This window comes from Escherichia sp. SCLE84, from assembly GCF_012584495.1.
Lineage (GTDB): Bacteria > Pseudomonadota > Gammaproteobacteria > Enterobacterales > Enterobacteriaceae > ECMA0423.
The window spans coordinates 1,496,823-1,519,756 of the sequence record NZ_CP051430.1 but is presented as its reverse complement, the minus strand read 5'-3'; the positions used below and the strand labels follow the sequence as shown (position 1 = coordinate 1,519,756).

Sequence of the window (22,934 nt, the reverse complement as noted above, 5' to 3'; positions counted from 1 at the left end):
CACTTGTCAGCAATCTGAGTAACGTCGAATCGATTTTCTTAATCCCACATCAATTCACTTCCATTAACTCTCAAACATCCATGCCCAACGCTCGCTTACCGTGAATGTTGAGGTCGGCAAGCGTAAAGCGTCCTTCCCAGTTTGTTTCATAGTCCTCGCGCGGGAAGTCGCCCGGCGATGCGCCTTTTTCCAGTGCGGCCTTCACCTTGTGCGCGTAGGCAAGATTTTTCTCGCACATCGGTGCCGCAGGAATGTACATCACGTTGCCCCAACCCTGTTGATTTTCAACGGGGGCAACGGAATGGATGACGTCGCAGTGCCACCAGACGGAGTCTCCGGCCTCGAGTTTTGGAATGCTGGTTAACGCCTCAATTAACAGTGGATGCCATTGCTCTGATACCGGCAACACTCTTCCGGGCGCTACGCCGCACAGTTCATCCTCCGGCACATCATCAAGCAGCGGACGTAACAGTACGTACGCCATGGCTTCAGGAATGGGCACAACGTGCAGCAACCCCTGACCAGGCAGCATATCAGAGAGCGCTGTCCAGCCCTGGAATGTCCGAAACACGGAACATTTGGTGGTGTTGTCCACCGTGTACTCTTCAACTTCCGTACGATGTGCCGCATGCCAGGGATCATATTGCGCCAGATTGCCATTAAAGACGTTGGCGAAAACGCGCTGATACGCTGGAAGCAGCCAGCGTTCCAGCGCCCCGGAGTCGGTATGCGCTCCAAGACCTTTGGAGGTCGTTCCGGGCGGACGGCGGCGGATACGGTCAGGGTAGATGACGCTCACATCCGGGTTAAACCATTGCTTTCCATCACTTTCAAATGTCCACAGACGATTGAGAAACGACTGCGCATTCGCCATTTCTTCACTCTGGCGGGCCTGCATTTGCGCCTGCGACCAGTAGATGGGGTAAATCTCGGGACGTGAAGCGCTGAGCGTCCCGAAGAAATTATCGCCGGGGCCTTTGTAGACCTCGTCAAAGCGGTTGCGGTCCAGATAGTCCAGCATCGACTGATCCCAGCCTAGCGCTTGTTCGCGGGGGAAATGGCCTTTTATCACCGCACAACCGCGACGTTTAATCTGTTCGCGCTGCTCTGCAGTAACATGACCTGCTTTGATATCGGCATAAGACAGCACCGGCCAGACGGCATCGCCCTGTGCTTTGAGTGCGTTGATTTCAGCCACTCGCGTGGCAATGTCATCGCTTAGCTGATTAAAGATCTGCTGGACGTCGCCAAGCTGCGCCCGCAGCGCGTGCTTCATCTGACGGATAGCTGCTTTGTGATCGGCAGGCAATGTGTCGCTGGTAAAAGTAGAAGCCATAACCACCTCTCATTAACTTTCATTCGAAACCATTCTGATTTGCATGTGACAATATAAGTTATAAATAAGTTAATGCAAGTTTAATGATTTGATGTGATGTACAGGATGTAAAAAGAAGGGAAAACCGGAGCGCACGGCTCCGGTAGAGAGGTCAGCTGTTAAAAGGGGATGTGTTATCCAGCACCGCCTGAATCACATTCAGCGCGCCTTCATGATTATTATCATCGGTAGCGTAACGGGCGATTTGTTTAATGTTTTCCGCAGCATTGCCCATCGCAAAGGAATAACGCGCCATTTTCAGCATCTCCGCATCGTTACCGCTGTCGCCAATCGCTACCACATTTTGCGGTGACAGATCCCAGCGTTTCAGTAACCGCGAAATACCGTTTGCTTTATGTAGACCGGGAATAATCAGGTCGATAAAGCCAAAACCACTGGTGACGGGTTTCATAATGCCATCGAGCGCTATGTGCAGTTTGTCGATCACTAACGGGATTTGTTCATCTGGCAGGTTGAGCGAAAACTTGAACAGTACGTCGTCAATCTCCTGATAATCTTTTACAGCTTTCAGGCGATGGTAGTGTTTTGCCATCAGTGCGACAAATGCTTCGGGGGCATTTTCGCTGACATATGCACTTTGCAGACCGCAGGCGACAAAATTGAGTTGCTTATCTTTTAGCAACTCGCCAATAACAATCCGCGATTCATGTCGGGTCAGTTCGCCGTGGAACAGTTGCTTGCCATGTTCGTAAACCAGTGCGCCGTTTTCCGCGACAAAAGAGATCTCATCCTTTAGCTCAGGAAAGAACGAAATAAGCTGGTAATACTGATTACCGCTGGCGACAACGAACTTAATGCCGCGCTTTTTCAGTTCCTGATATTGCGCCATAAAATGTGGTTGGTTGTACGTTTTGGCGTCGTTAAGAAAAGTACCGTCCATGTCTGTGACGATAACTTTTACGCTCATAGGTGTGCTCCTGGCTCGAAAATGAAACCGTAACAGTGTAATAACAATGTGACGCAGAGCACAAATTATATTTCGAATGAAAGTAAGGATGAAATTGATGATGTGAATGATTTAGCCCGGCGACGACGCCGCCGGGCCGAGGAGATTACAGCATATGTTCAGTACGGGCGATGATATCGTCCTGTGCGTCTGGAGAGAGCGCGGTGAAGAAGGCGGAATAGCCCGCGACACGCACTACCAGATCGCGGTACTGATCCGGATGTTTTTTCGCCTCCAGCAGCGTTTCGCGGGAAACGATGTTGTACTGAATATGCCAGCCTTTATGCACTTCAAAGAAGGTGCGCAGCAGGATCATCAGTTTCTGCTTGTCAGATTCGTTCTCCAGCGTTGCCGGATTCAGTTTCTGGTTGAGCAACACGCCGCCGAGAATCGCTGCCGTAGGCAGTTTACCCACCGAGCCAATGACCGCAGTAGGGCCGAGATGGTCAGTACCAGAGGCCGGACTAGCGCCTTCTGCCAGCGGGGTGTGGGCTTTACGCCCGTCCGGTGTTGCCATAGTTTGCGCGCCAAACGGTACGTTAGCGGAGATAGACGAGGTACCCGCGTAATAGTTGCCGCCAACCGGACCACGACCGTAGCGCGGGTTATGGTACTGTTTCAGTTCGTCGATATAGGTCTGATAAGCGCGAGCCAGCAGCGTATCGACGGTATCATCGTCGTTGCCGTACTTCGGCGCACCGTTAATCAGCCGCTGACGCAGTTGCTCATGAGTCAGGCCATCGAAGTCATCCGCCAGTGCGGCAGCCAGCTGTTGCTGACCAATCGCGCCCTGTTCAAATACCAGTTTCTTCACTGCCGCCAGGCTGTTGCCGAGGTTGGCAATGCCAACCTGCAGGCCAGAAACCCAGTCATATTTCGCGCCGCCTTGCTTGATACTTTTCGCTCGCTCAATACAGTCATCCACCAGCGCCGAGCAGAGAATATCGTGTACGTTCTCTTCCAGCATGGTGTCGACGACATATTCGATTTCGATTGATTTACGCGTGTAATAACGGATTTGCGTATCCCACGCGTCCATTACTTCATCGAAATTGTTAAAGTTGCCTGCCGACAACGCTTTTTCTTGTGGCAGGAACACTTTGCCGCTGGTGGCATCACGCCCGCCTTCCAGCGCCGCCAGCATCACGCGGGCGAAGTTGATAAAGCTCATGCCGGTACAGCGATAGCCCCATTTGCCACCGACGGCGGTTTCGATACAACCAATCGCTGCGTAGTCGTAAGCGTCCTGCGGTTCAATACCGAGTTTAATAAATTCCGGGATCACGATTTCGTCGTTGTTGAACGCCGGCATCCCGAAGCCGCAACGGATCACCTGTACGCAGGCGTCGAGGAAATCATTACTCATTCCTGCATGGTAACGCACGCTGAGGTTAGGCTGAGTGGAACGCAGGCGACCGCAGGATTCGAGGATCGCGTAAGAGAGGGGATTCACTGCATCCATTGGTTGACCATCAACCAGATTTTGTCCGCCAATGGTAACGTTCTGATACAGCGGACTTCCCGCAGAGGCTTTTGAGTGTGAGCCGGAGCGGATCTTGTTCACTTCCAGCAGTTTCAGCCAGCAGCTATGCAGCATCTCGATGGCGTGTTCGCGATCCAGCGTCTGGTTGAGTTCAACGTCGCGGCGATAGTACGGGTAGAGATACTGGTCCATACGACCAAACGATACCGAGTGACCGTTAGATTCGATCTGCAAAATCAATTGGATGAAGTAACACAGTTGCAGCGCCTGCCAGAAAGTCTGCGGCGGCTGGTGGGCGATAAGATCGCAGTTTTCTGCCATCGTCAGCAGTTCATCGCGACGGCTTTCGCGAGTTTCGGTAGCAGCCATTTCACGCGCCAGGGCAGCGAAACGTTCAATGTGTTCACTGACTGCCACCAGCACGATATCAATCGCTTTCAGGAATTGTTCGCCATGTAAATCTTCCAGCACCGTCAGATTGATGCGCGAGCGACGTTCCGCTACTTTCTCACGCAGACCATCAAGACCTTTTTCCAGCAGCAGCGGGAAATTCACCGCCAGGTGCGCATCGCCGGAGGTCATATTGCCTTCCGCTTTAATGATTCCGGTCGCCAGCAGACCTTTTTGCTCATCGGTAAACATGCCGTAGCAGCGATCCTGTACGGTCTGACCGCGCCACCACGGGCACACTTCATGCAGAACGCGTTTGTTCTCTTCGCTCACCGCAAAGCCAGCACCGGGACGATCTGCCAGATCATCAATCTCTTTTTCGATCCACGAGACAGTATATTCCGGGAAGATCGGCGCGGCGCGAACTTCGCTTGCCTGGTTGCCAATGATCAACTCATCGTGTTTGATCCAGATGGTGCGATTCGCCAGGTGATGCGCCAGTGCCAGCGCGCGACGTACCGGGATCGGCTTATCGAGATGTTGTTGATACATCTCGGTATAGTGCTGCGCGCGCTCGGTACAGACTGGCGGTTTCACAATATGCACCAGCGCATTTTTGTGCGCTTTAATGCGGTCGCTGAGCGTGTCCAGTTTCAGTGTGGTCATGGTTGTTATCCTCGTAAGGTCGCGGTTAACCCTTTCTGGCAGGCATACTGCTGGGCAAAGTCGAGCAGTTCTGGCGCATCAAGCGGTTTTTCCGGGGCGTCATAGGGCAGATTAAGTAAGTGATATTTGTTGATGCCCAGCGTGTGGTAGGGCAGAAAATGAATTTCGCCAACGTGCAGCTCGTCGGCGGCAAAATCGGTAATGGCTTTTACAGAGGTTTCGTCGGCATTAAAGCCCTGAATCAGCGGCACGCGGATAATGATTTTTTTGCCCGCTGCGGCGAGTTTTTTCAGGTTATCCAGCACTCTGGCGGCGTTACCGTCGGTCCACTGTTTAAACGGCGCGTCGGCAACGTGTTTTAAATCGGCAAGAAACAGATCGATATAGGGCAGAGAAGGGGCGATATATTTCCACGGCACATGCAGACAGGTTTCTACCGCAGTATGAATGCCTGCCTCGTGGCTGGCTTGCAGTAGCGCCATCGCCATTTCCGGCTGCATAAAGGGCTCACCACCCGAAAGCGTTAAACCGCCGCCGCTGCGATCGTAAAACGGTTTATCGCGCAGAACGGTCGTCATGATCTCCTCAACGCTTTTCACTTCACCACACACGGTTAATGCCTGTGTCGGACAGCAGTCGGTTAACGCCGTCAGATGCTCCGGGGTTAACTTTTCCCGATGAATAAGCAAACCATTCAGCGCGCGCTCAATCACTTCCGGCGCGGCCTTAGCGCACAGCTCGCAGCCTTCCAGACACAGTCGTGCGTCATACAGCAGATCCTGCGTGCGGGCGCGGCTTTCCGGGTTCTGACACCAGCGGCAGCCCAGCGAACAGCCTTTAAGAAATACGACCGTGCGGATACCGGGGCCATCATGGGTCGAGTAGCGCTGAATATTGAAAATCATAGTTGCCTCTCTGTTTCGTTCAAACATTAAAATACTTTCGAATGAAAGTTAGATTGATGTGCGTCAACTGTTCAGAGAGTTTTCCCGTGATAGTCTACATTCAGACAAAAAGTACATTTTGAGGATGGTTATGGAACTGTATCTGGATACTTCAGACGTTGTTGCGGTGAAGGCGCTGTCACGTATTTTTCCGCTGGCGGGTGTGACCACTAACCCAAGCATTATCGCCGCGGGTAAAAAACCGCTGGATGTTGTGCTTCCGCAACTTCATGAAGCGATGGGCGGTCAGGGGCGTCTGTTTGCCCAGGTAATGGCTACCACTGCTGAAGGGATGGTGAATGACGCACGTAAATTGCGTTCTATTATTGCGGATATCGTGGTGAAAGTTCCGGTGACCGCCGAGGGGCTGGCAGCTATTAAGATGTTAAAAGCGGAAGGGATTCCAACGCTGGGAACCGCGGTATATGGCGCAGCACAAGGGCTGCTGTCGGCGCTGGCAGGTGCGGAATATGTTGCGCCTTACGTTAATCGTATTGATGCTCAGGGCGGTAGCGGCATTCAGACTGTGACCGACTTACACCAGTTATTGAAAATGCATGCGCCGCAGGCGAAAGTGCTGGCAGCGAGTTTCAAAACCCCGCGTCAGGCGCTGGACTGCTTACTGGCAGGATGTGAATCAATTACGCTGCCACTGGATGTGGCACAACAGATGATTAGCTATCCGGCGGTGGAAGCCGCTGTGGCGAAGTTTGAACAGGACTGGCTGGGAGCGTTTGGCAGAACGTCGATTTAACCGGACGTTCTGCATCCTCATAAATTGCTGATGACGTGGCGGAGTGCCGCGTCTTATCTGGCCTGGAGGTGGCAATTACTGCCCGCACACCTCACACCCCGGATTGCGCATCAGTTTCATTTCGCGAAACTGACAGGTCATCGCATCGTACATGACGATTTTCCCGCTGGCCGGTTTGCCATAACCTGCCAGCAGTTTGATCGCTTCCATTGCCTGCAACGAACCAATTACGCCGATCAACGGTGCCATCACGCCTGCTTCTACGCAGGTTAATGCGTTCTCGCCAAACAAACGGCTAAGGCAGCGATAGCACGGTTCGCCGTCCTGATAAGTGAAGACCGTGATTTGCCCTTCCATACGAATTGCCGCGCCGGAAACCAGCGGCACCTTCGCGGCAAAACAGCCAGCGTTCAGTTGATTACGCACCGCAACGTTATCCGTACAGTCGAGTACCAGATCGTGTTTTGCAATCATCGCAGCAAGTTCAGCGTCATCAAGCAGTGCATTGACTGGCGTAATCGCGATATGTGGGTTGATCCGCGTCATGGCGTCACGGGCGGATTCTACCTTCGGTTGCCCGACCGTAGCATCACTGTGCAGCGTCTGGCGTTGCAGATTCGAGAGCGAAACCGTGTCGAAGTCGAGCAGCGTCAGGTTGCCGACACCGGCGCTTGCCAGATACTGCGAAGCTGCGCAGCCGAGTCCACCGAGGCCGACTACCAGCACACGAGAATCTTTTAGCGCCTCCTGACCGTCAAAATCAAAACCGCGCAGAATGATTTGCCGGTTGTAGCGCAGCATCTCCTGATCGCTGAGTTCCGCCATTACAGGCCTCCGAACAACGCGTTAAACGGTTCTACTTCCACCCATTCGCCCACGTCCACATTGCCGCGATCGCGTTCCAGCACGATAAAGCAGTTGCCGAGACTAAAGGAGCTAAATATATGTGAACCCTGATGTCCGGTGGTCGTCACTTCAAGTTCACCGTCGGCGTTGCGTTGCAGCACGCCGCGCTGGAAATCAAGACGTCCTGGCGTTTTTTTCAGGCGGGACGCTGTGCGTACGCGCTGGCGCGCGGGCAGGCCGCTGGCGGTGTTGCCGCTTAGTTTTGCCAGCAAAGGCTGTACCAGTTGATAGAAGGTCAGCGTCGCTGAAACCGGGTTGCCCGGCAGGCCGCAGAACCAGCTATTGCTGAGTTTACCGAACGCGAACGGTTTACCTGGTTTAATCGCCAGCTTCCAGAAGGCGATCTCCCCCAGCTCTTCAAGAATCGTTTTGGTGTAATCCGCTTCACCCACTGAAACACCGCCGGAACTGATCACTACATCCGCCTGGCTGTCGGCTTCAATAAATGCGGCGCGCAGGGCATGGGGATCGTCGCGGATAATCCCTAAGTTGATTACCTCGCAACCCAGCTGTTCTAACATCAGGTGTACGGCGAGACGGTTGGTGTCGTAGATTTGGCCGTCGCCCAGCGGCTGACCGGGCAACTGGAGTTCATCACCGGTAGAAAAAAGCGCTACACGCACTTTACGAATCACCGGAACTTCGGCAATCCCCAGTGAAGCAATTACTGGCAGCTCTGCGGTAGTCAGGCGAGTTCCCGCCGGGAAAACAACCGCACCTGCAGAGATATCTTCACCGCGACGGCGAATATTTTGCCCGCTACGCACTTCAGCAGTAAAACGCACGCCATTGTCCGTTTGTTCAGTCTGCTCCTGCATCACCACCGCTTCGCAGCCTTCCGGCACCGGCGCACCGGTCATAATACGAATGCAGGTGCCCGCAGGCCATTCACCATGGTACGGCTGACCGGCAAAGGATTTACCGGCAACGGGCAGCGGTTGCCTGGAGGCAATATCGGCTAAACGCACCGCGTAGCCGTCCATTGCGGAGTTATCAAACCCCGGAACATCAAGCGGCGAAACGACATTGCTCGCCAGAATACGACCAAAACACTGTACCAGTGGCAGCGTTTCCTGGGCGGTCAGTGGGGTGACGCGAGAAAGCATCTCATTAAGCGCGGTGTCGAGCGACATCAATCCGGTGGTAAATTCCATGAAAACACTCCTGCGGAGGCAAAATCGAATTTGCCTATTATGTCAGAAAAACGCCACAGACTGTATGCCACCTCGGGCGTAGCGTTGGCTCCTGCCTTTACATGCCATATCCATCTTTCTATATTCAAAAATTGAATGAGTAATTCATAAAAATTCTGATATTTATAGCAAAAGTGGCGAGCCACCATTAATGGACGAATACTATGGGCAAAGCAGTCATTGCAATTCATGGTGGCGCAGGTGCAATTAGCCGCGCGCAGATGAGTCTGCAACAGGAATTACGCTACATTGAGGCGTTGTCTGCCATTGTTGAAACCGGGCAGAAAATGCTGGAAGCGGGCGAAAGTGCGCTGGATGTGGTGACGGAAGCGGTGCGTCTGCTGGAAGAGTGTCCACTGTTTAACGCCGGAATTGGCGCTGTCTTTACGCGTGATGAAACCCATGAACTGGACGCCTGTGTGATGGATGGTAACACCCTGAAAGCCGGTGCGGTGGCGGGCGTTAGTCATCTGCGTAATCCGGTTCTTGCCGCCCGGCTGGTGATGGAGCAAAGCCCGCATGTGATGATGATTGGCGAAGGGGCAGAAAATTTTGCGTTTGCTCGTGGCATGGAGCGCGTCTCGCCGGAGATTTTCTCCACGCCTTTGCGTTATGAACAACTACTGGCAGCGCGCAAGGAAGGGGCAACCGTCCTCGACCATAGCGGTGCGCCACTGGATGAAAAACAGAAAATGGGCACCGTGGGGGCCGTGGCGTTGGATTTAGACGGCAATTTGGCGGCAGCCACGTCCACAGGCGGAATGACCAATAAATTACCCGGACGAGTTGGCGATAGTCCCTTAGTGGGTGCCGGATGCTACGCCAATAACGCCAGTGTGGCGGTTTCTTGTACCGGCACGGGCGAAGTCTTCATCCGCGCGCTGGCGGCATATGACATCGCCGCGTTAATGGATTACGGCGGATTAAGTCTCGCGGAAGCCTGCGAGCGGGTAGTAATGGAAAAACTCCCTGCGCTTGGCGGTAGCGGTGGCTTAATCGCTATCGACCATGAAGGGAATGTCGCGCTACCGTTTAACACCGAAGGAATGTATCGCGCCTGGGGCTACGCAGGCGATACGCCAACCACCGGTATCTACCGTGAAAAAGGGGACACCGTTGCCACACAGTGATGAACTTGATGCCGGTAATGTGCTGGCGGTTGAAAATCTGAATATTGCCTTTATGCAGGACCAGCAGAAAATAGCTGCGGTCCGCAATCTCTCTTTTAGTCTGCAACGCGGTGAGACGCTGGCAATTGTTGGCGAATCCGGCTCCGGTAAGTCAGTGACTGCGTTGGCATTGATGCGCCTGTTGGAACAGGCGGGCGGTTTAGTACAGTGCGATAAAATGCTGTTGCAGCGGCGCAGTCGCGAAGTGATTGAACTTAGCGAGCAGAGCGCTGCACAAATGCGCCATGTTCGCGGTGCGGATATGGCGATGATATTTCAGGAGCCGATGACATCGCTGAACCCGGTATTTACTGTGGGTGAACAGATTGCCGAATCAATTCGTCTGCATCAGAACGCCAGTCGTGAAGAAGCGATGGTCGAGGCGAAGCGGATGCTGGATCAGGTACGCATTCCTGAGGCACAAACCATTCTTTCACGTTATCCGCATCAACTCTCTGGCGGGATGCGCCAGCGAGTGATGATTGCGATGGCGCTGTCATGCCGCCCGGCGGTGCTGATTGCCGATGAGCCAACCACCGCGCTGGATGTCACTATTCAGGCGCAGATCCTGCAATTAATCAAACTATTGCAAAAAGAGATGTCGATGGGCGTTATCTTTATCACTCACGATATGGGCGTGGTGGCAGAGATTGCCGATCGGGTACTGGTGATGTATCAGGGCGAGGCGGTGGAAACGGGTACCGTCGAACAGATTTTTCATGCACCGCAACATCCTTACACCCGTGCGCTGTTAGCTGCTGTTCCGCAACTTGGTGCGATGAAAGGGTTAGATTATCCCCGACGTTTCCCGTTGATATCGCTTGAACATCCAGCGAAACAGGCCCCCCCCATCGAGCAGAAAACGGTGGTGGATGGCGAACCTGTTTTACGAGTGCGTAATCTTGTCACCCGTTTCCCTTTGCGCAGCGGTATGTTGAATCGCGTAACGCGGGAAGTGCATGCCGTTGAGAAAGTCAGTTTTGATCTCTGGCCTGGCGAAACGCTATCGCTGGTGGGCGAGTCTGGCAGCGGTAAATCCACTACCGGGCGGGCGTTGCTGCGCCTGGTCGAATCGCAGGGCGGCGAAATTATCTTTAACGGTCAGAGAATCGATACCTTGTCACCCGGCAAACTTCAGGCATTGCGCCGGGATATTCAGTTTATTTTTCAGGACCCTTACGCTTCGCTGGACCCACGTCAGACCATCGGTGATTCGATTATCGAACCGCTGCGTGTACACGGTTTATTGCCAGGTAAAGACGCGGCTGCACGCGTTGCGTGGTTGCTGGAGCGCGTGGGCCTGTTACCTGAACATGCCTGGCGTTACCCGCATGAGTTTTCCGGCGGTCAGCGCCAGCGCATCTGCATTGCTCGCGCGTTGGCATTGAATCCAAAAGTGATCATTGCCGACGAAGCCGTTTCGGCGCTGGATGTTTCTATTCGCGGGCAGATTATCAACTTGTTGCTCGATCTCCAGCGTGATTTCGGCATTGCGTATCTGTTTATCTCCCACGATATGGCCGTGGTAGAGCGGATTAGTCATCGTGTGGCGGTGATGTATCTCGGACAAATTGTTGAAATTGGTCCACGGCGCGCGGTCTTCGAAAACCCGCAGCATCCTTATACGCGTAAATTACTGGCGGCAGTTCCGGTCGCTGAACCGTCCCGACAACGACCGCAGCGTGTACTGCTGTCGGACGATCTTCCCAGCAATATTCATCTGCGTGGCGAAGAGGTGGCAGCCGTCTCGTTGCAATGCGTCGGGCCGGGGCATTACGTCGCACAACCACAATCAGAATACGCATTCATGCGTAGATAACATTCAGGCGGAGAATAAAATGGCAAGAGCTGTACACCGTAGTGGGTTAGTGGCGTTGGGCATTGCGACAGCGTTGATGGCATCTTGTGCATTCGCTGCCAAAGATGTGGTGGTGGCGGTAGGATCGAACTTCACCACGCTCGATCCGTATGACGCAAATGACACGTTATCTCAGGCCGTAGCGAAATCGTTTTACCAGGGGCTGTTTGGTCTGGATAAAGAGATGAAACTGAAAAACGTGCTGGCGGAGAGTTATACCGTTTCCGATGACGGCCTTACATACACCGTGAAATTGCGGGAAGGAATTAAATTCCAGGATGGCACCGATTTCAACGCAGCGGCGGTAAAAGCGAATCTGGACCGGGCCAGCGATCCGGCGAATCATCTTAAACGCTATAACCTGTATAAGAATATTGCCAAAACGGAGGCGATCGATCCAACAACAGTAAAGATTACTCTCAAACAGCCGTTCTCAGCGTTTATTAATATTCTTGCCCATCCGGCGACCGCGATGATTTCACCGGCAGCGCTGGAAAAATATGGCAAGGAGATTGGTTTTCATCCGGTGGGAACCGGACCGTATGAACTGGATACCTGGAATCAGACCGATTTTGTGAAGGTGAAAAAATTCGCGGGTTACTGGCAGCCAGGATTGCCCAAACTGGACAGCATAACCTGGCGTCCGGTGGCGGATAACAACACCCGCGCGGCAATGCTGCAAACCGGTGAAGCGCAGTTTGCTTTCCCCATTCCCTACGAGCAGGCCACACTGCTGGAGAAAAACAAAAATATCGAGTTGATGGCCAGTCCGTCAATTATGCAGCGTTATATCAGTATGAACGTGACGCAAAAGCCGTTCGATAACCCGAAGGTCCGTGAGGCGCTGAATTACGCCATTAACCGTCCGGCGCTGGTGAAAGTTGCCTTTGCGGGCTATGCAACGCCAGCTACTGGTGTGGTACCGCCAAGTATCGCCTACGCGCAAAGTTATAAACCGTGGCCTTACGATCCAGTGAAAGCGCGCGAATTACTGAAAGAGGCGGGATATCCCAACGGTTTCAGTACCACGCTGTGGTCGTCACATAACCACAGCACCGCGCAGAAAGTGCTGCAATTTACCCAGCAGCAGTTAGCGCAGGTCGGGATTAAAGCCCAGGTGACTGCGATGGATGCCGGACAGCGGGCGGCAGAAGTTGAAGGTAAAGGGCAAAAAGAGAGCGGCGTGCGGATGTTCTACACTGGCTGGTCGGCTTCAACCGGCGAAGCCGACTGGGCACTATCGCCGTTGTTTGCCTCGCAAAACTGGCCACCGACGCTGTTTAATACCGCGTTTTACAGCAATAAACAGGTGGATGACTTCCTGGCTCAGGCACTGAAAACTAATGATCCGGCGGAAAAGACCCGTTTATATAAGGCGGCGCAGGATATCATCTGGCAAGAGTCGCCGTGGATCCCGCTGGTGGTAGAAAAACTGGTGTCGGCACACAGTAAAAACCTGACCGGTTTTTGGATCATGCCAGACACCGGCTTCAGCTTTGAAGATGCGGATTTGCAATAAGCAACGCAGGGAGTGGAATGCTTAATTACGTTATCAAACGATTACTGGGGTTGATTCCGACGCTGTTTATCGTCTCGGTGCTGGTGTTTTTATTTGTCCATATGCTGCCCGGTGATCCGGCGCGATTGATTGCCGGGCCCGAAGCTGATGCGCAGGTTATAGAACTGGTGCGTCAGCAGCTGGGGTTGGATCAGCCGCTGTATCACCAGTTCTGGCACTATATCAGCAATGCTGTGCAGGGGGATTTTGGCCTGTCCATGGTGTCGCGTCGTCCAGTTGCCGATGAGATTGCCAGCCGCTTTATGCCAACGCTGTGGCTGACCATAACCAGTATGGTCTGGGCGGTGATATTTGGTATGGCGGCGGGAATTATCGCCGCCGTCTGGCGTAACCGTTGGCCGGATCGATTGAGTATGACCATTGCGGTGTCGGGGATCTCGTTTCCGGCATTTGCTCTGGGGATGCTTTTAATTCAGGTATTCTCCGTTGAACTGGGCTGGCTGCCTACTGTGGGAGCAGACAGTTGGCAGCACTACATTTTACCCTCCCTGACGCTCGGCGCGGCAGTGGCCGCCGTGATGGCGCGCTTTACCCGTGCGTCATTTGTCGACGTTTTAAGCGAAGATTATATGCGTACCGCGAGGGCGAAAGGGGTGAGCGAAACCTGGGTTGTCCTCAAACACGGGCTACGCAACGCGATGATCCCGGTAGTGACCATGATGGGCTTACAGTTTGGCTTTTTGCTCGGTGGATCTATCGTGGTGGAGAAAGTTTTCAACTGGCCCGGACTTGGACGCTTACTCGTTGACTCCGTAGAAATGCGCGATTACCCGGTGATTCAGGCGGAAATTCTGCTTTTCTCGCTGGAATTTATTCTTATCAACTTAGTGGTGGATGTGCTTTACGCCGCCATTAACCCGGCTATCAGGTACAAGTAAGGATGCGACTATTTAACTGGCGACGTCAGGCGGTGTTAAACGCCATGCCACTGGTCAAACCTGACCAGGTGCGTACACCGTGGCATGAATTCTGGCGACGATTTCGCCGTCAGCATATGGCGATGACCGCCGCATTATTCGTTATTTTATTGATTGTGGTGGCCATTTTTGCACGCTGGATTGCTCCCTATGACGCCGAAAATTATTTTGATTATGACAACCTGAATAACGGACCTTCTTTGCAGCACTGGTTTGGCGTCGATTCACTGGGGCGCGACATTTTCAGCCGTGTCCTGGTTGGTGCGCAAATCTCGCTGGCGGCGGGCGTGTTTGCCGTGTTTATCGGTGCGGCGATCGGGACGTTGCTGGGCTTGTTGGCTGGATATTATGAAGGCTGGTGGGATCGGTTGATCATGCGCATTTGCGATGTGCTGTTTGCCTTCCCGGGTATTTTACTGGCGATCGCTGTTGTTGCGGTGTTGGGAAGCGGCATTGCTAACGTGATTATCGCAGTCGCCATTTTTTCCATCCCCGCGTTTGCCCGACTGGTGCGCGGCAACACGCTGGTGTTGAAACAGCAAACCTTTATTGAGTCAGCACGCAGTATTGGTGCCAGCGATATGACCATTTTATTGCGTCATATCTTGCCTGGGACCGTCTCGTCTATCGTGGTGTTTTTCACCATGCGCATTGGCACCTCGATTATCTCTGCCGCCAGCCTGTCATTTCTCGGCCTCGGTGCGCAGCCGCCGACACCAGAGTGGGGAGCAATGCTCAATGAGGCACGAGCGGATATGGTTATCGCGCCGCATGTCGCTGTTTTTCCGGCCCTGGCTATTTTTCTGACCGTACTGGCGTTCAATTTGTTGGGCGATGGTTTACGCGATGCGCTGGATCCGAAAATTAAAGGATAGTTACGTTTGAATATTGCGTGAAAGGGTAATCACCTCACAGGAAATTATTGCCCTAAGCAAGTGTTGTAACTTTCTGCTGATTTTGTAGAATCGGGTAATTTGGTTAAAAAGCCGCAGCAAGGGACTATTTTTGCAGCGGCACAGCGTTCAGATAGTTATTTTGTTAAATGTATTAACATGCTGAGTTTATACGAAAAGATAAAGATAAGGCTGATAATTTTATTTTTATTGGCAGCACTGTCATTTATTGGTCTTTTTTTCATCATTAACTATCAACTGGTATCGGAACGCGCGGTAAAACGTGCCGATAGCCGCTTTGAACTTATTCAGAAAAACGTTGGCTATTTCTTTAAAGATATTGAACGTTCGGCCCTGACATTAAAGGACTCACTGTATTTATTAAAAAATACAGAGGAGATTCAACGTGCCGTGATTCTGAAAATGGAAATGATGCCATTTTTAGACTCGGTGGGACTGGTACTTGATGATAATAAATATTATCTCTTTTCGCGGAGGGCGAATGATAAAATCGTTGTTTATCATCAGGAACAAGTAAATGGACCGCTTGTCGACGAGTCAGGGCGGGTTATTTTTGCCGATTTTAACCCATCGAAACGACCGTGGTCGGTGGCTTCAGATGACTCTAACAACAGCTGGAATCCGGCATACAATTGCTTTGATCGTCCGGGTAAAAAATGTATCTCTTTTACGCTACGTATCAACGGCAAAGATCACGATTTGTTAGCGGTAGATAAAATTCATGTCGATTTAAACTGGCGGTATCTGAACGAGTATCTTGATCAAATCAGCGCTAATGATGAAGTTCTATTTTTGAAACAAGGTCATGAGATCATTGCCAAGAATCAACTCGCTCGTGAAAAACTGATTATTTATAATAGCGAAGGTAATTATAATATTATTGATTCTGTCGATACGGAGTATATTGCAAAGACATCAGCAGTGCCAAATAATGCATTGTTCGAAATCTATTTTTATTATCCTGGCGGTAATTTATTGAACGCATCAGATAAACTTTTTTATCTACCGTTTGCTTTCATTATTATCGTGTTGCTGGTGGTATATTTCATGACCACTCGTGTGTTCCGTCGGCAATTTTCTGAAATGACCGAGCTGGTTAATACGCTGGCGTTTTTGCCCGACTCAACGGATCAAATCGAGGCTCTGAAAATTCGCGAAGGCGATGCGAAAGAGATTATCAGCATCAAAAATTCGATCGCGGAAATGAAAGATGCCGAAATTGAACGGTCAAATAAATTGCTCTCACTGATCTCTTACGATCAGGAAAGCGGTTTTATTAAAAATATGGCGATTATTGAGTCCAACAATAATCAGTATCTGGCTGTGGGGATCATCAAACTGTGTGGTCTGGAAGCCGTGGAAGCGGTGTTTGGTGTTGATGAACGCAATAAAATCGTCAGGAAATTGTGTCAGCGAATTGCCGAGAAATATGCGCAATGCTGCGATATCGTGACATTCAATGCCGATCTCTATTTACTTCTGTGTCGGGAAAATGTACAGACATTTACCCGTAAAATAGCGATGGTAAACGATTTTGACAGCAGCTTTGGCTACCGCAATCTGCGCATCCATAAGTCTGCCATTTGTGAACCTTTGCAGGGGGAAAACGCCTGGAGTTACGCAGAAAAACTGAAACTGGCGATTTCCAGTATCCGTGACCATATGTTCTCCGAGTTTATTTTTTGTGATGACGCGAAACTCAACGAAATAGAAGAGAATATCTGGATTGCGCGTAATATTCGCCATGCAATGGAAATTGGCGAACTATTCCTCGTCTATCAACCGATCGTTGATATTAACACCCGCGCCATTCTGGGCGCGGAGGCGTTGTGCCGTTGGGTGTCTGCGGAGCGGGGGATCATTTCACCGCTGAAGTTCATTACCATTGCTGAAGATATCGGGTTTATCAATGAGCTGGGTTATCAGATTATTAAAACGGCAATGGGTGAATTTAGACATTTTAGTCAGCGTGCGTCGCTGAAGGATGATTTCTTACTGCATATTAATGTTTCGCCCTGGCAGTTAAACGAACCGCACTTTCATGAGCGTTTTACCACCATCATGAAAGAAAATGGCCTGAAGGCGAACAGCCTCTGTGTTGAGATCACTGAAACCGTGATCGAGCGAATTAATGAACATTTTTATCTCAATATTGAACAACTGCGTAAACAAGGGGTACGGATATCGATTGATGACTTTGGCACCGGTTTGTCAAACCTGAAACGTTTTTATGAAATTAATCCAGATAGCATAAAAGTGGACTCGCAATTTACCGGCGATATTTTCGGTACTGCGGGAAAAATTGTGCGCATTATTTTCGATCTGGCGCGCTATAACCGGATCCCGGTGATTGCGGAAGGCGTAGAGAGCGAAGACGTTGCGCGCGAATTAATCAAATTAGGATGTGTTCAGGCCCAAGGGTATCTGTACCAGAAACCCATGCCATTCTCCGCCTGGGATAAAAGTGGAAAATTAGTAAAAGAGTAGTTTACGTATGTCCAGAATCAATAAGTTCGTACTTACAGTCAGTCTGCTGATTTTTATCATGATTTCAGCAGTTGCCTGCGGGATCTACACTCAAATGGTAAAGGAACGGGTGTATAGCCTGAAACAGTCCGTTATTGATACTGCTTTTGCGGTGGCAAATATTGCTGAATATCGGCGTAGCGTGGCAATTGATCTTATCAATACGCTAAATCCCACGGAGGAACAGCTGTTGGTTGGCTTACGCACAGCTTACGCTGACTCGGTTTCACCCTCTTACTTGTACGATGTCGGTCCTTATCTGATTTCCAGTGACGAATGTATTCAGGTAAAGGAGTTCGAGAAAAATTATTGTGCAGATATTATGCAGGTTGTGAAGTATCGACATGTCAAAAATACAGGGTTTATCTCTTTTGACGGTAAAACCTTCGTCTATTACCTCTATCCGGTAACTCACAATCGTAGTCTGATATTTTTGCTTGGTCTGGAGCGTTTTTCTTTACTGTCAAAATCGCTGGCGATGGACAGCGAGAACCTGATGTTCTCTCTGTTTAAGAACGGTAAACCGGTGACCGGTGATGAATATAATGCTAAAAACGCCATCTTCACCGTTTCGGAAGCGATGGAGCACTTCGCCTATTTGCCGACCGGATTGTATGTATTTGCGTATAAAAAAGATGTTTATTTGCGGGTTTGTACATTGATTATTTTCTTTGCCGCATTGGTGGCAGTGATATCGGGTGCCAGTTGCCTCTATCTGGTACGCAGAGTGATTAATCGTGGTATTGTGGAGAAAGAAGCCATCATTAATAACCATTTTGAACGCGTACTGGATGGCGGGCTTTTCTTTTCGGCTGCCGATGTCAAAAAACTCTACAGTATGTATAACTCGGCGTTCCTGGACGACCTGACCAAAGCAATGGGCAGAAAATCCTTTGACGAAGATTTAAAAGCGCTGCCGGAAAAAGGCGGTTATTTGTGCCTGTTTGACGTCGATAAATTCAAAAACATTAACGACACCTTCGGTCATTTGCTGGGCGATGAAGTGTTGATGAAAGTGGTGAAAATCCTTAAATCACAGATCCCGGTAGATAAAGGTAAAGTCTACCGCTTCGGCGGTGACGAATTTGCGGTGATTTATACGGGTGGAACGCTGGAAGAGTTGCTATCGATTCTAAAAGAAATCGTTCATTTCCAGGTGGGAAGCATTAATTTAAGTACCAGTATCGGTGTAGCACATTCAAATGAATGTCCTACCGTCGAACGCTTGAAAATGCTGGCGGATGAGCGGCTGTATAAGAGTAAGAAAAACGGCAGGGCACAGATTAGCTGGCAGTAATCATTATTCGCAGGCCGGACAAATGATTTTGCCCGGCCTGAATTAATTAAACCCGGCTACCCCACAAATCGTACTCATCGGCGTGCTCGACTTTCACACGCAGGATATCACCCGGCTTAACGTTGGTTTCACCATTGAGATAAACCGCGCCGTCGATTTCCGGTGCATCTGCCATGCTGCGACCAATTGCGCCTTCTTCGTCCACTTCGTCGATAATCACCAGAATTTCACGGCCCACTTTCTCTTGCAGGCGCTCGGCGGAAATCTGCTGCTGCAGCTGCATGAAACGGTTCCAGCGTTCTTCTTTCACTTCTTCCGGAACCTGGTCAGGCAGGGCATTGGCGTCTGCACCTTCAACCGGGCTGTATTTAAAGCAGCCAACGCGATCCAGACGCGCTTCTTTCAGGAAGTCGAGTAGCATCTGGAAATCTTCTTCTGTCTCGCCAGGGAAGCCGACAATAAAGGTTGAGCGTAGGGTCAGTTCCGGGCAGATTTCGCGCCACTGTTTGATGCGCGCCAGTTGGCGATCTACAGAACCCGGACGCTTCATCAGTTTGAGAATGCGCGGGCTGGCGTGCTGCAACGGAATGTCCAGATACGGCAGGATTTTGCCTTCTGCCATCAGTGGGATGACGTCGTCCACATGCGGATAAGGGTAAACGTAGTGCAGACGTGTCCAGATCCCCAGTTTCGATAACTGTTCGCACAGGCTGACCATGCTGGTTTTTACCGGCTCGCCGTTGTGGAAGCCAGTACGATGTTTAACATCAACGCCATAGGCGGAAGTATCCTGCGAGATCACCAGAATCTCTTTAACGCCCGCATCTACCAGACGTTTCGCTTCACTTAACACTTCGCCAATCGGACGGCTCACCAGGTCGCCGCGCATAGACGGAATAATGCAGAAGGTGCAGCGGTGATTACAGCCTTCTGAAATTTTCAGATAGGCATAATGACGCGGTGTCAGTTTCACACCTTGTTCTGGCACCAGGCTCAGGAATGGGTTGTGTTTCGGTTTTGGCACGTAGTGATGAACGTGCTCCAGAACCTGCTCATAGCTATGAGGCCCGGTGATTTCCAGCACTTTCGGGTGGACTTCGCGGATCTGATCTTCTTTTGCCCCCAGACAACCGGTCACAATTACCTTGCCGTTTTCATTCAACGCTTCACCAATGGCTTCCAGTGATTCTTGTACCGCGCTGTCAATAAAGCCGCAGGTGTTGACGATCACCATGTCCGCATCGTCATAGCTCGGTACCACGTCATAACCTTCAGTGCGTAGTTCGGTGAGAATACGCTCTGAATCGACAAGGTTTTTCGGACAGCCAAGGGAAACAAAGCCGATTTTCGGCTGGGGAGTTACTTTGCTCATAGCTTAAAAAATATTCAGTTACAGGAAAGGTCAGGGCAGGGATTCTACAGAGTTCTGGATAAAATTTGTATCGCAATCTCATTCGCTGGCGGAGGCGAAGGAAATGTAAATTTTGTTAATTTGGCGTGAAGAATTGATCCTGGACAGCATTTTGCTCAAAAAATAGCCATACTATTTAATTGCAACAAGGCTGGAAAGAGGAGGATCGAAGTATGTTCGTTGACAGACAGCGAATCGATCTGCTGAACCGGTTGATCGACGCACGCGTTGACCTCGCCGCATACGTGCAACTGAGGAAGGCAAAAGGATACATGTCCGTCAGCGAAAGCAATCATCTACGAGATAACTTTTTTAAACTGAATCGCGAACTGCACGATAAATCGCTGCGGTTGAATCTTCATCTGGATCAGGAAGAGTGGAGTGCTCTTCATCATGCTGAAGAAGCATTAGCGACAGCCGCAGTATGTTTGATGAGTGGGCACCATGATTGCCCGACTGTTATTACCGTCAACGCCGATAAGCTTGAAAATTGTCTGATGAGCTTAACGCTGAGTATCCAGAGCCTGCAGAAGCACGCCATGCTTGAGAAGGCCTGAAAACTAAGGGGGAGAAAGCGTCTCCCCCTTCATGTTTAAGTTTTTGTAAAAATGAATTTGTTATCTCCTCCACTGACTACGCTTTAAGCCAGAGTCAATCCGGAGGCGTTATGCATCGACAATCCTTTTTCCTTGTGCCCCTTATTTGTCTTTCTTCCGCTCTCTGGGCGGCTCCTGCAACGGTAAATGTCGAAGTACTGCAAGACAAACTCGACCATCCCTGGGCACTGGCCTTTTTACCCGATAATCACGGTATGTTAATCACTCTGCGCGGCGGCGAGTTGCGTCACTGGCAAGTAGGAAAAGGATTATCTGCGCCGCTTTCCGGAGTTCCGGACGTTTGGGCGCACGGGCAGGGCGGCCTGCTGGACGTGGTTTTAGCGCCTGATTTTGCTCAGTCTCGCCGCATCTGGTTAAGTTATTCCGAAGTTGGCGATGATGGCAAAGCCGGAACTGCTGTGGGTTATGGCCGCTTAAGTGATGATCTCTCAAAAGTGACCGACTTCCGCACCGTCTTCCGCCAGATGCCAAAACTGTCTACCGGCAACCATTTTGGCGGGCGGCTGGTATTCGACGGTAAAGGTTATCTTTTTATTGCTCTGGGCGAAAACAATCAGCGCCCGACGGCGCAGGATCTGGATAAATTACAGGGCAAACTGGTGCGTCTGACCGACCAGGGCGAAATCCCGGATGATAATCCTTTTATAAAGGAATCCGGTGCGCGCGCCGAGATCTGGTCTTATGGCATTCGTAATCCGCAAGGAATGGCGATGAATCCGTGGAGTAATGCACTGTGGCTGAATGAACATGGCCCGCGCGGTGGTGATGAAATTAATATCCCGCAAAAAGGCAAAAACTACGGCTGGCCGCTGGCAACCTGGGGAATCAACTATTCAGGCTTTAAGATACCGGAAGCGAAAGGGGAGATCGTCGCCGGGACCGAGCAACCTGTTTTTTACTGGAAAGATTCGCCCGCTGTGAGCGGCATGGCCTTCTATAACAGCGATAAATTCCCCCAGTGGCAGCAAAAATTATTTATAGGCGCGCTGAAAGATAAAGATGTCATTGTGATGAGCGTCAACGGCGACAAAGTGACAGAAGATGGCCGTATTTTAACGGACAGAGGGCAGCGAATTCGTGATGTTCGCTCTGGACCCGACGGTTATTTATACGTTCTCACCGACGAGTCCAGTGGGGAATTACTTAAAGTTAGCCCACGCAATTAGCTAACGGGAATCATCACCACTTTGCGCACTGCGGGGCGTTCAGTGAGTTGCTGATACCAGCGTTGCAGATTTGGACGCGGTGTCCAGGTCAGGCCAACGTTAAACAAATTGTAGATGAACGGTGCGATAGCGATATCGCCCACACCAAACTCGTCGCCAGAGAACCATTTTACTTTTGCCAGTTCCGCATCGAGCAGGGCAAACAGGGCGTCGCACTCTTTGCAACTGGCATCAATGGCGGCCTGATCGCGCTCTTCGGGTGGTGTTCTGACTAATCCCATCAGGATCCCGCGATGAGCATTACTGAGTGTCTGGTTTGCCCAGTCCATCCATTTTTCCGCTTCCGCACGACGTGCCGGTGAGTCGATCCACAGGCGTTTTTGCCCGTACTGTGCCGCCAGATAGCGGACAATGGCGTTTGATTCCCAAAGAATGAGATCACTTTCGTCGTCACGCAACAACGGCACCAGCCCGTTAGGGTTCATCGCCAGAAAATCAGCATCGTGATTTATCCCAAACTCACGGCCCGCGAGAATTTGCTCATAAGGTAGTTCCAGTTCTTCGAGCGTCAGCAATACTTTTTTTACGTTAGTTGAATTATTCCGACCCCACAGCGTAATCATACTCACCCCTTTTCCGACAGGCAGCCACAGGCTGAACAGGACTCCGATGGTGAAGTAAAGTTAACTTTTAAGCAACAGCTGGCAAAAAAATGACACCAGAAGCAGCGAAGCGGCAGGATATTGCATAAACTTTAAAAACTTTACCAACTTACGGTTTCTTTAAGTTTGTGTGTGCGTTA

Annotated in this window: 18 protein-coding genes; 10 read left to right on the top strand and 8 right to left on the bottom strand. The window is 50.9% G+C overall.

What is annotated here, in order from left to right; genetic code table 11:
* Nucleotides 1-70 precede the first annotated feature (70 nt).
* The 4 genes from HGD79_RS07590 to HGD79_RS07575 all read right to left on the bottom strand — a co-directional run bounded on the left by HGD79_RS07590 (nt 71) and on the right by HGD79_RS07575 (nt 5,786).
* On the bottom strand, nt 71-1,336 hold the full coding sequence (locus tag HGD79_RS07590; RefSeq protein ID WP_000168797.1) for a DUF1479 domain-containing protein: 1,266 nt from the start codon (nt 1,334-1,336) through the stop codon (nt 71-73).
* A gap of 151 nt (nt 1,337-1,487) precedes the next feature.
* Nucleotides 1,488-2,303 carry a sugar-phosphatase YbiV gene (ybiV, locus tag HGD79_RS07585; RefSeq protein WP_000114234.1) on the bottom strand — a complete coding sequence of 272 codons (816 nt, stop codon included), beginning with the start codon at nt 2,301-2,303 and terminating at the stop codon, nt 1,488-1,490.
* A 145-nt stretch (nt 2,304-2,448) separates the two neighbouring features.
* On the bottom strand, nt 2,449-4,881 hold the full coding sequence (locus HGD79_RS07580) for a glycyl radical protein (RefSeq protein ID WP_000209359.1): 2,433 nt from the start codon (nt 4,879-4,881) through the stop codon (nt 2,449-2,451).
* 5 nt (nt 4,882-4,886) lie between these two features.
* Entirely contained in the window at nt 4,887-5,786 is a 900-nt protein-coding gene (locus HGD79_RS07575) for a glycyl-radical enzyme activating protein (protein ID WP_001295295.1), read from the bottom strand.
* Between the two features lie 130 nt (nt 5,787-5,916).
* Here HGD79_RS07575 and fsa point away from each other — a divergent pair, with 130 nt between their 5' ends.
* Nucleotides 5,917-6,579 carry a fructose-6-phosphate aldolase gene (gene fsa, locus HGD79_RS07570; RefSeq protein WP_000424890.1) on the top strand — a complete coding sequence of 221 codons (663 nt, stop codon included), beginning with the start codon at nt 5,917-5,919 and terminating at the stop codon, nt 6,577-6,579.
* A 75-nt stretch (nt 6,580-6,654) separates the two neighbouring features.
* Here fsa and moeB read toward each other — a convergent pair whose 3' ends face one another.
* Nucleotides 6,655-7,404 (bottom strand): molybdopterin-synthase adenylyltransferase MoeB, encoded by a 750-nt coding sequence (gene moeB / locus HGD79_RS07565; protein WP_000829258.1) that lies wholly within the window; start codon nt 7,402-7,404, stop codon nt 6,655-6,657.
* Nucleotides 7,404-8,639: a molybdopterin molybdotransferase MoeA gene (gene moeA, locus HGD79_RS07560; RefSeq protein ID WP_000397392.1), complete on the bottom strand. Its 1,236-nt coding sequence runs from the start codon at nt 8,637-8,639 to the stop codon at nt 7,404-7,406. The genes moeB and moeA overlap by 1 nt, the downstream gene beginning before the upstream one ends.
* Before the next feature lie 203 nt (nt 8,640-8,842).
* On the opposite strand from moeA, the gene iaaA reads away from it, so the two are divergent.
* The 7 genes from iaaA to HGD79_RS07525 all read left to right on the top strand — a co-directional run bounded on the left by iaaA (nt 8,843) and on the right by HGD79_RS07525 (nt 18,938).
* Nucleotides 8,843-9,808 carry a beta-aspartyl-peptidase gene (gene iaaA / locus HGD79_RS07555; RefSeq protein ID WP_000513775.1) on the top strand — a complete coding sequence of 322 codons (966 nt, stop codon included), beginning with the start codon at nt 8,843-8,845 and terminating at the stop codon, nt 9,806-9,808.
* The gene (gene gsiA, locus HGD79_RS07550; protein ID WP_168848532.1) at nt 9,795-11,666 is read left to right on the top strand and encodes a glutathione ABC transporter ATP-binding protein GsiA; all 1,872 of its coding nucleotides are present in this window, start codon (nt 9,795-9,797) and stop codon (nt 11,664-11,666) included. The genes iaaA and gsiA overlap by 14 nt, the downstream gene beginning before the upstream one ends.
* Nucleotides 11,667-11,685: 19 nt before the next feature.
* Complete coding sequence (gsiB, locus tag HGD79_RS07545; protein WP_000090164.1) at nt 11,686-13,224, top strand: glutathione ABC transporter substrate-binding protein GsiB; 1,539 nt, start codon at nt 11,686-11,688, stop codon at nt 13,222-13,224.
* Nucleotides 13,225-13,241: 17 nt separating this feature from the next.
* Entirely contained in the window at nt 13,242-14,162 is a 921-nt protein-coding gene (gene gsiC, locus HGD79_RS07540) for a glutathione ABC transporter permease GsiC (protein ID WP_000936043.1), read from the top strand.
* Between the two features lie 2 nt (nt 14,163-14,164).
* Nucleotides 14,165-15,076, top strand: coding sequence for a glutathione ABC transporter permease GsiD (gene gsiD, locus HGD79_RS07535; RefSeq protein ID WP_001236044.1), 912 nt, complete (start codon nt 14,165-14,167; stop codon nt 15,074-15,076).
* A gap of 177 nt (nt 15,077-15,253) precedes the next feature.
* On the top strand, nt 15,254-17,602 hold the full coding sequence (locus tag HGD79_RS07530; protein ID WP_001307078.1) for an EAL domain-containing protein: 2,349 nt from the start codon (nt 15,254-15,256) through the stop codon (nt 17,600-17,602).
* 7 nt (nt 17,603-17,609) lie between these two features.
* Nucleotides 17,610-18,938: a GGDEF domain-containing protein gene (locus tag HGD79_RS07525; RefSeq protein ID WP_000086904.1), complete on the top strand. Its 1,329-nt coding sequence runs from the start codon at nt 17,610-17,612 to the stop codon at nt 18,936-18,938.
* 46 nt (nt 18,939-18,984) lie between these two features.
* On the opposite strand, the gene rimO is transcribed toward HGD79_RS07525, so the two are convergent.
* Complete coding sequence (rimO, locus tag HGD79_RS07520) at nt 18,985-20,310, bottom strand: 30S ribosomal protein S12 methylthiotransferase RimO (protein WP_000049367.1); 1,326 nt, start codon at nt 20,308-20,310, stop codon at nt 18,985-18,987.
* 212 nt (nt 20,311-20,522) lie between these two features.
* Between rimO and bssR the strand changes: the two genes are divergently transcribed.
* Together bssR and yliI are read left to right on the top strand one after the other, a co-directional pair.
* Nucleotides 20,523-20,906, top strand: coding sequence for a biofilm formation regulator BssR (gene bssR, locus HGD79_RS07515; RefSeq protein ID WP_000497137.1), 384 nt, complete (start codon nt 20,523-20,525; stop codon nt 20,904-20,906).
* A gap of 110 nt (nt 20,907-21,016) precedes the next feature.
* Complete coding sequence (gene yliI / locus HGD79_RS07510) at nt 21,017-22,132, top strand: aldose sugar dehydrogenase YliI (protein WP_000555053.1); 1,116 nt, start codon at nt 21,017-21,019, stop codon at nt 22,130-22,132.
* On the opposite strand, the gene gstB is transcribed toward yliI, so the two are convergent.
* Nucleotides 22,129-22,755 carry a glutathione S-transferase GstB gene (gene gstB, locus HGD79_RS07505; protein ID WP_001295292.1) on the bottom strand — a complete coding sequence of 209 codons (627 nt, stop codon included), beginning with the start codon at nt 22,753-22,755 and terminating at the stop codon, nt 22,129-22,131. The genes yliI and gstB overlap by 4 nt on opposite strands.
* Between the last annotated feature and the right edge of the window lie 179 nt (nt 22,756-22,934).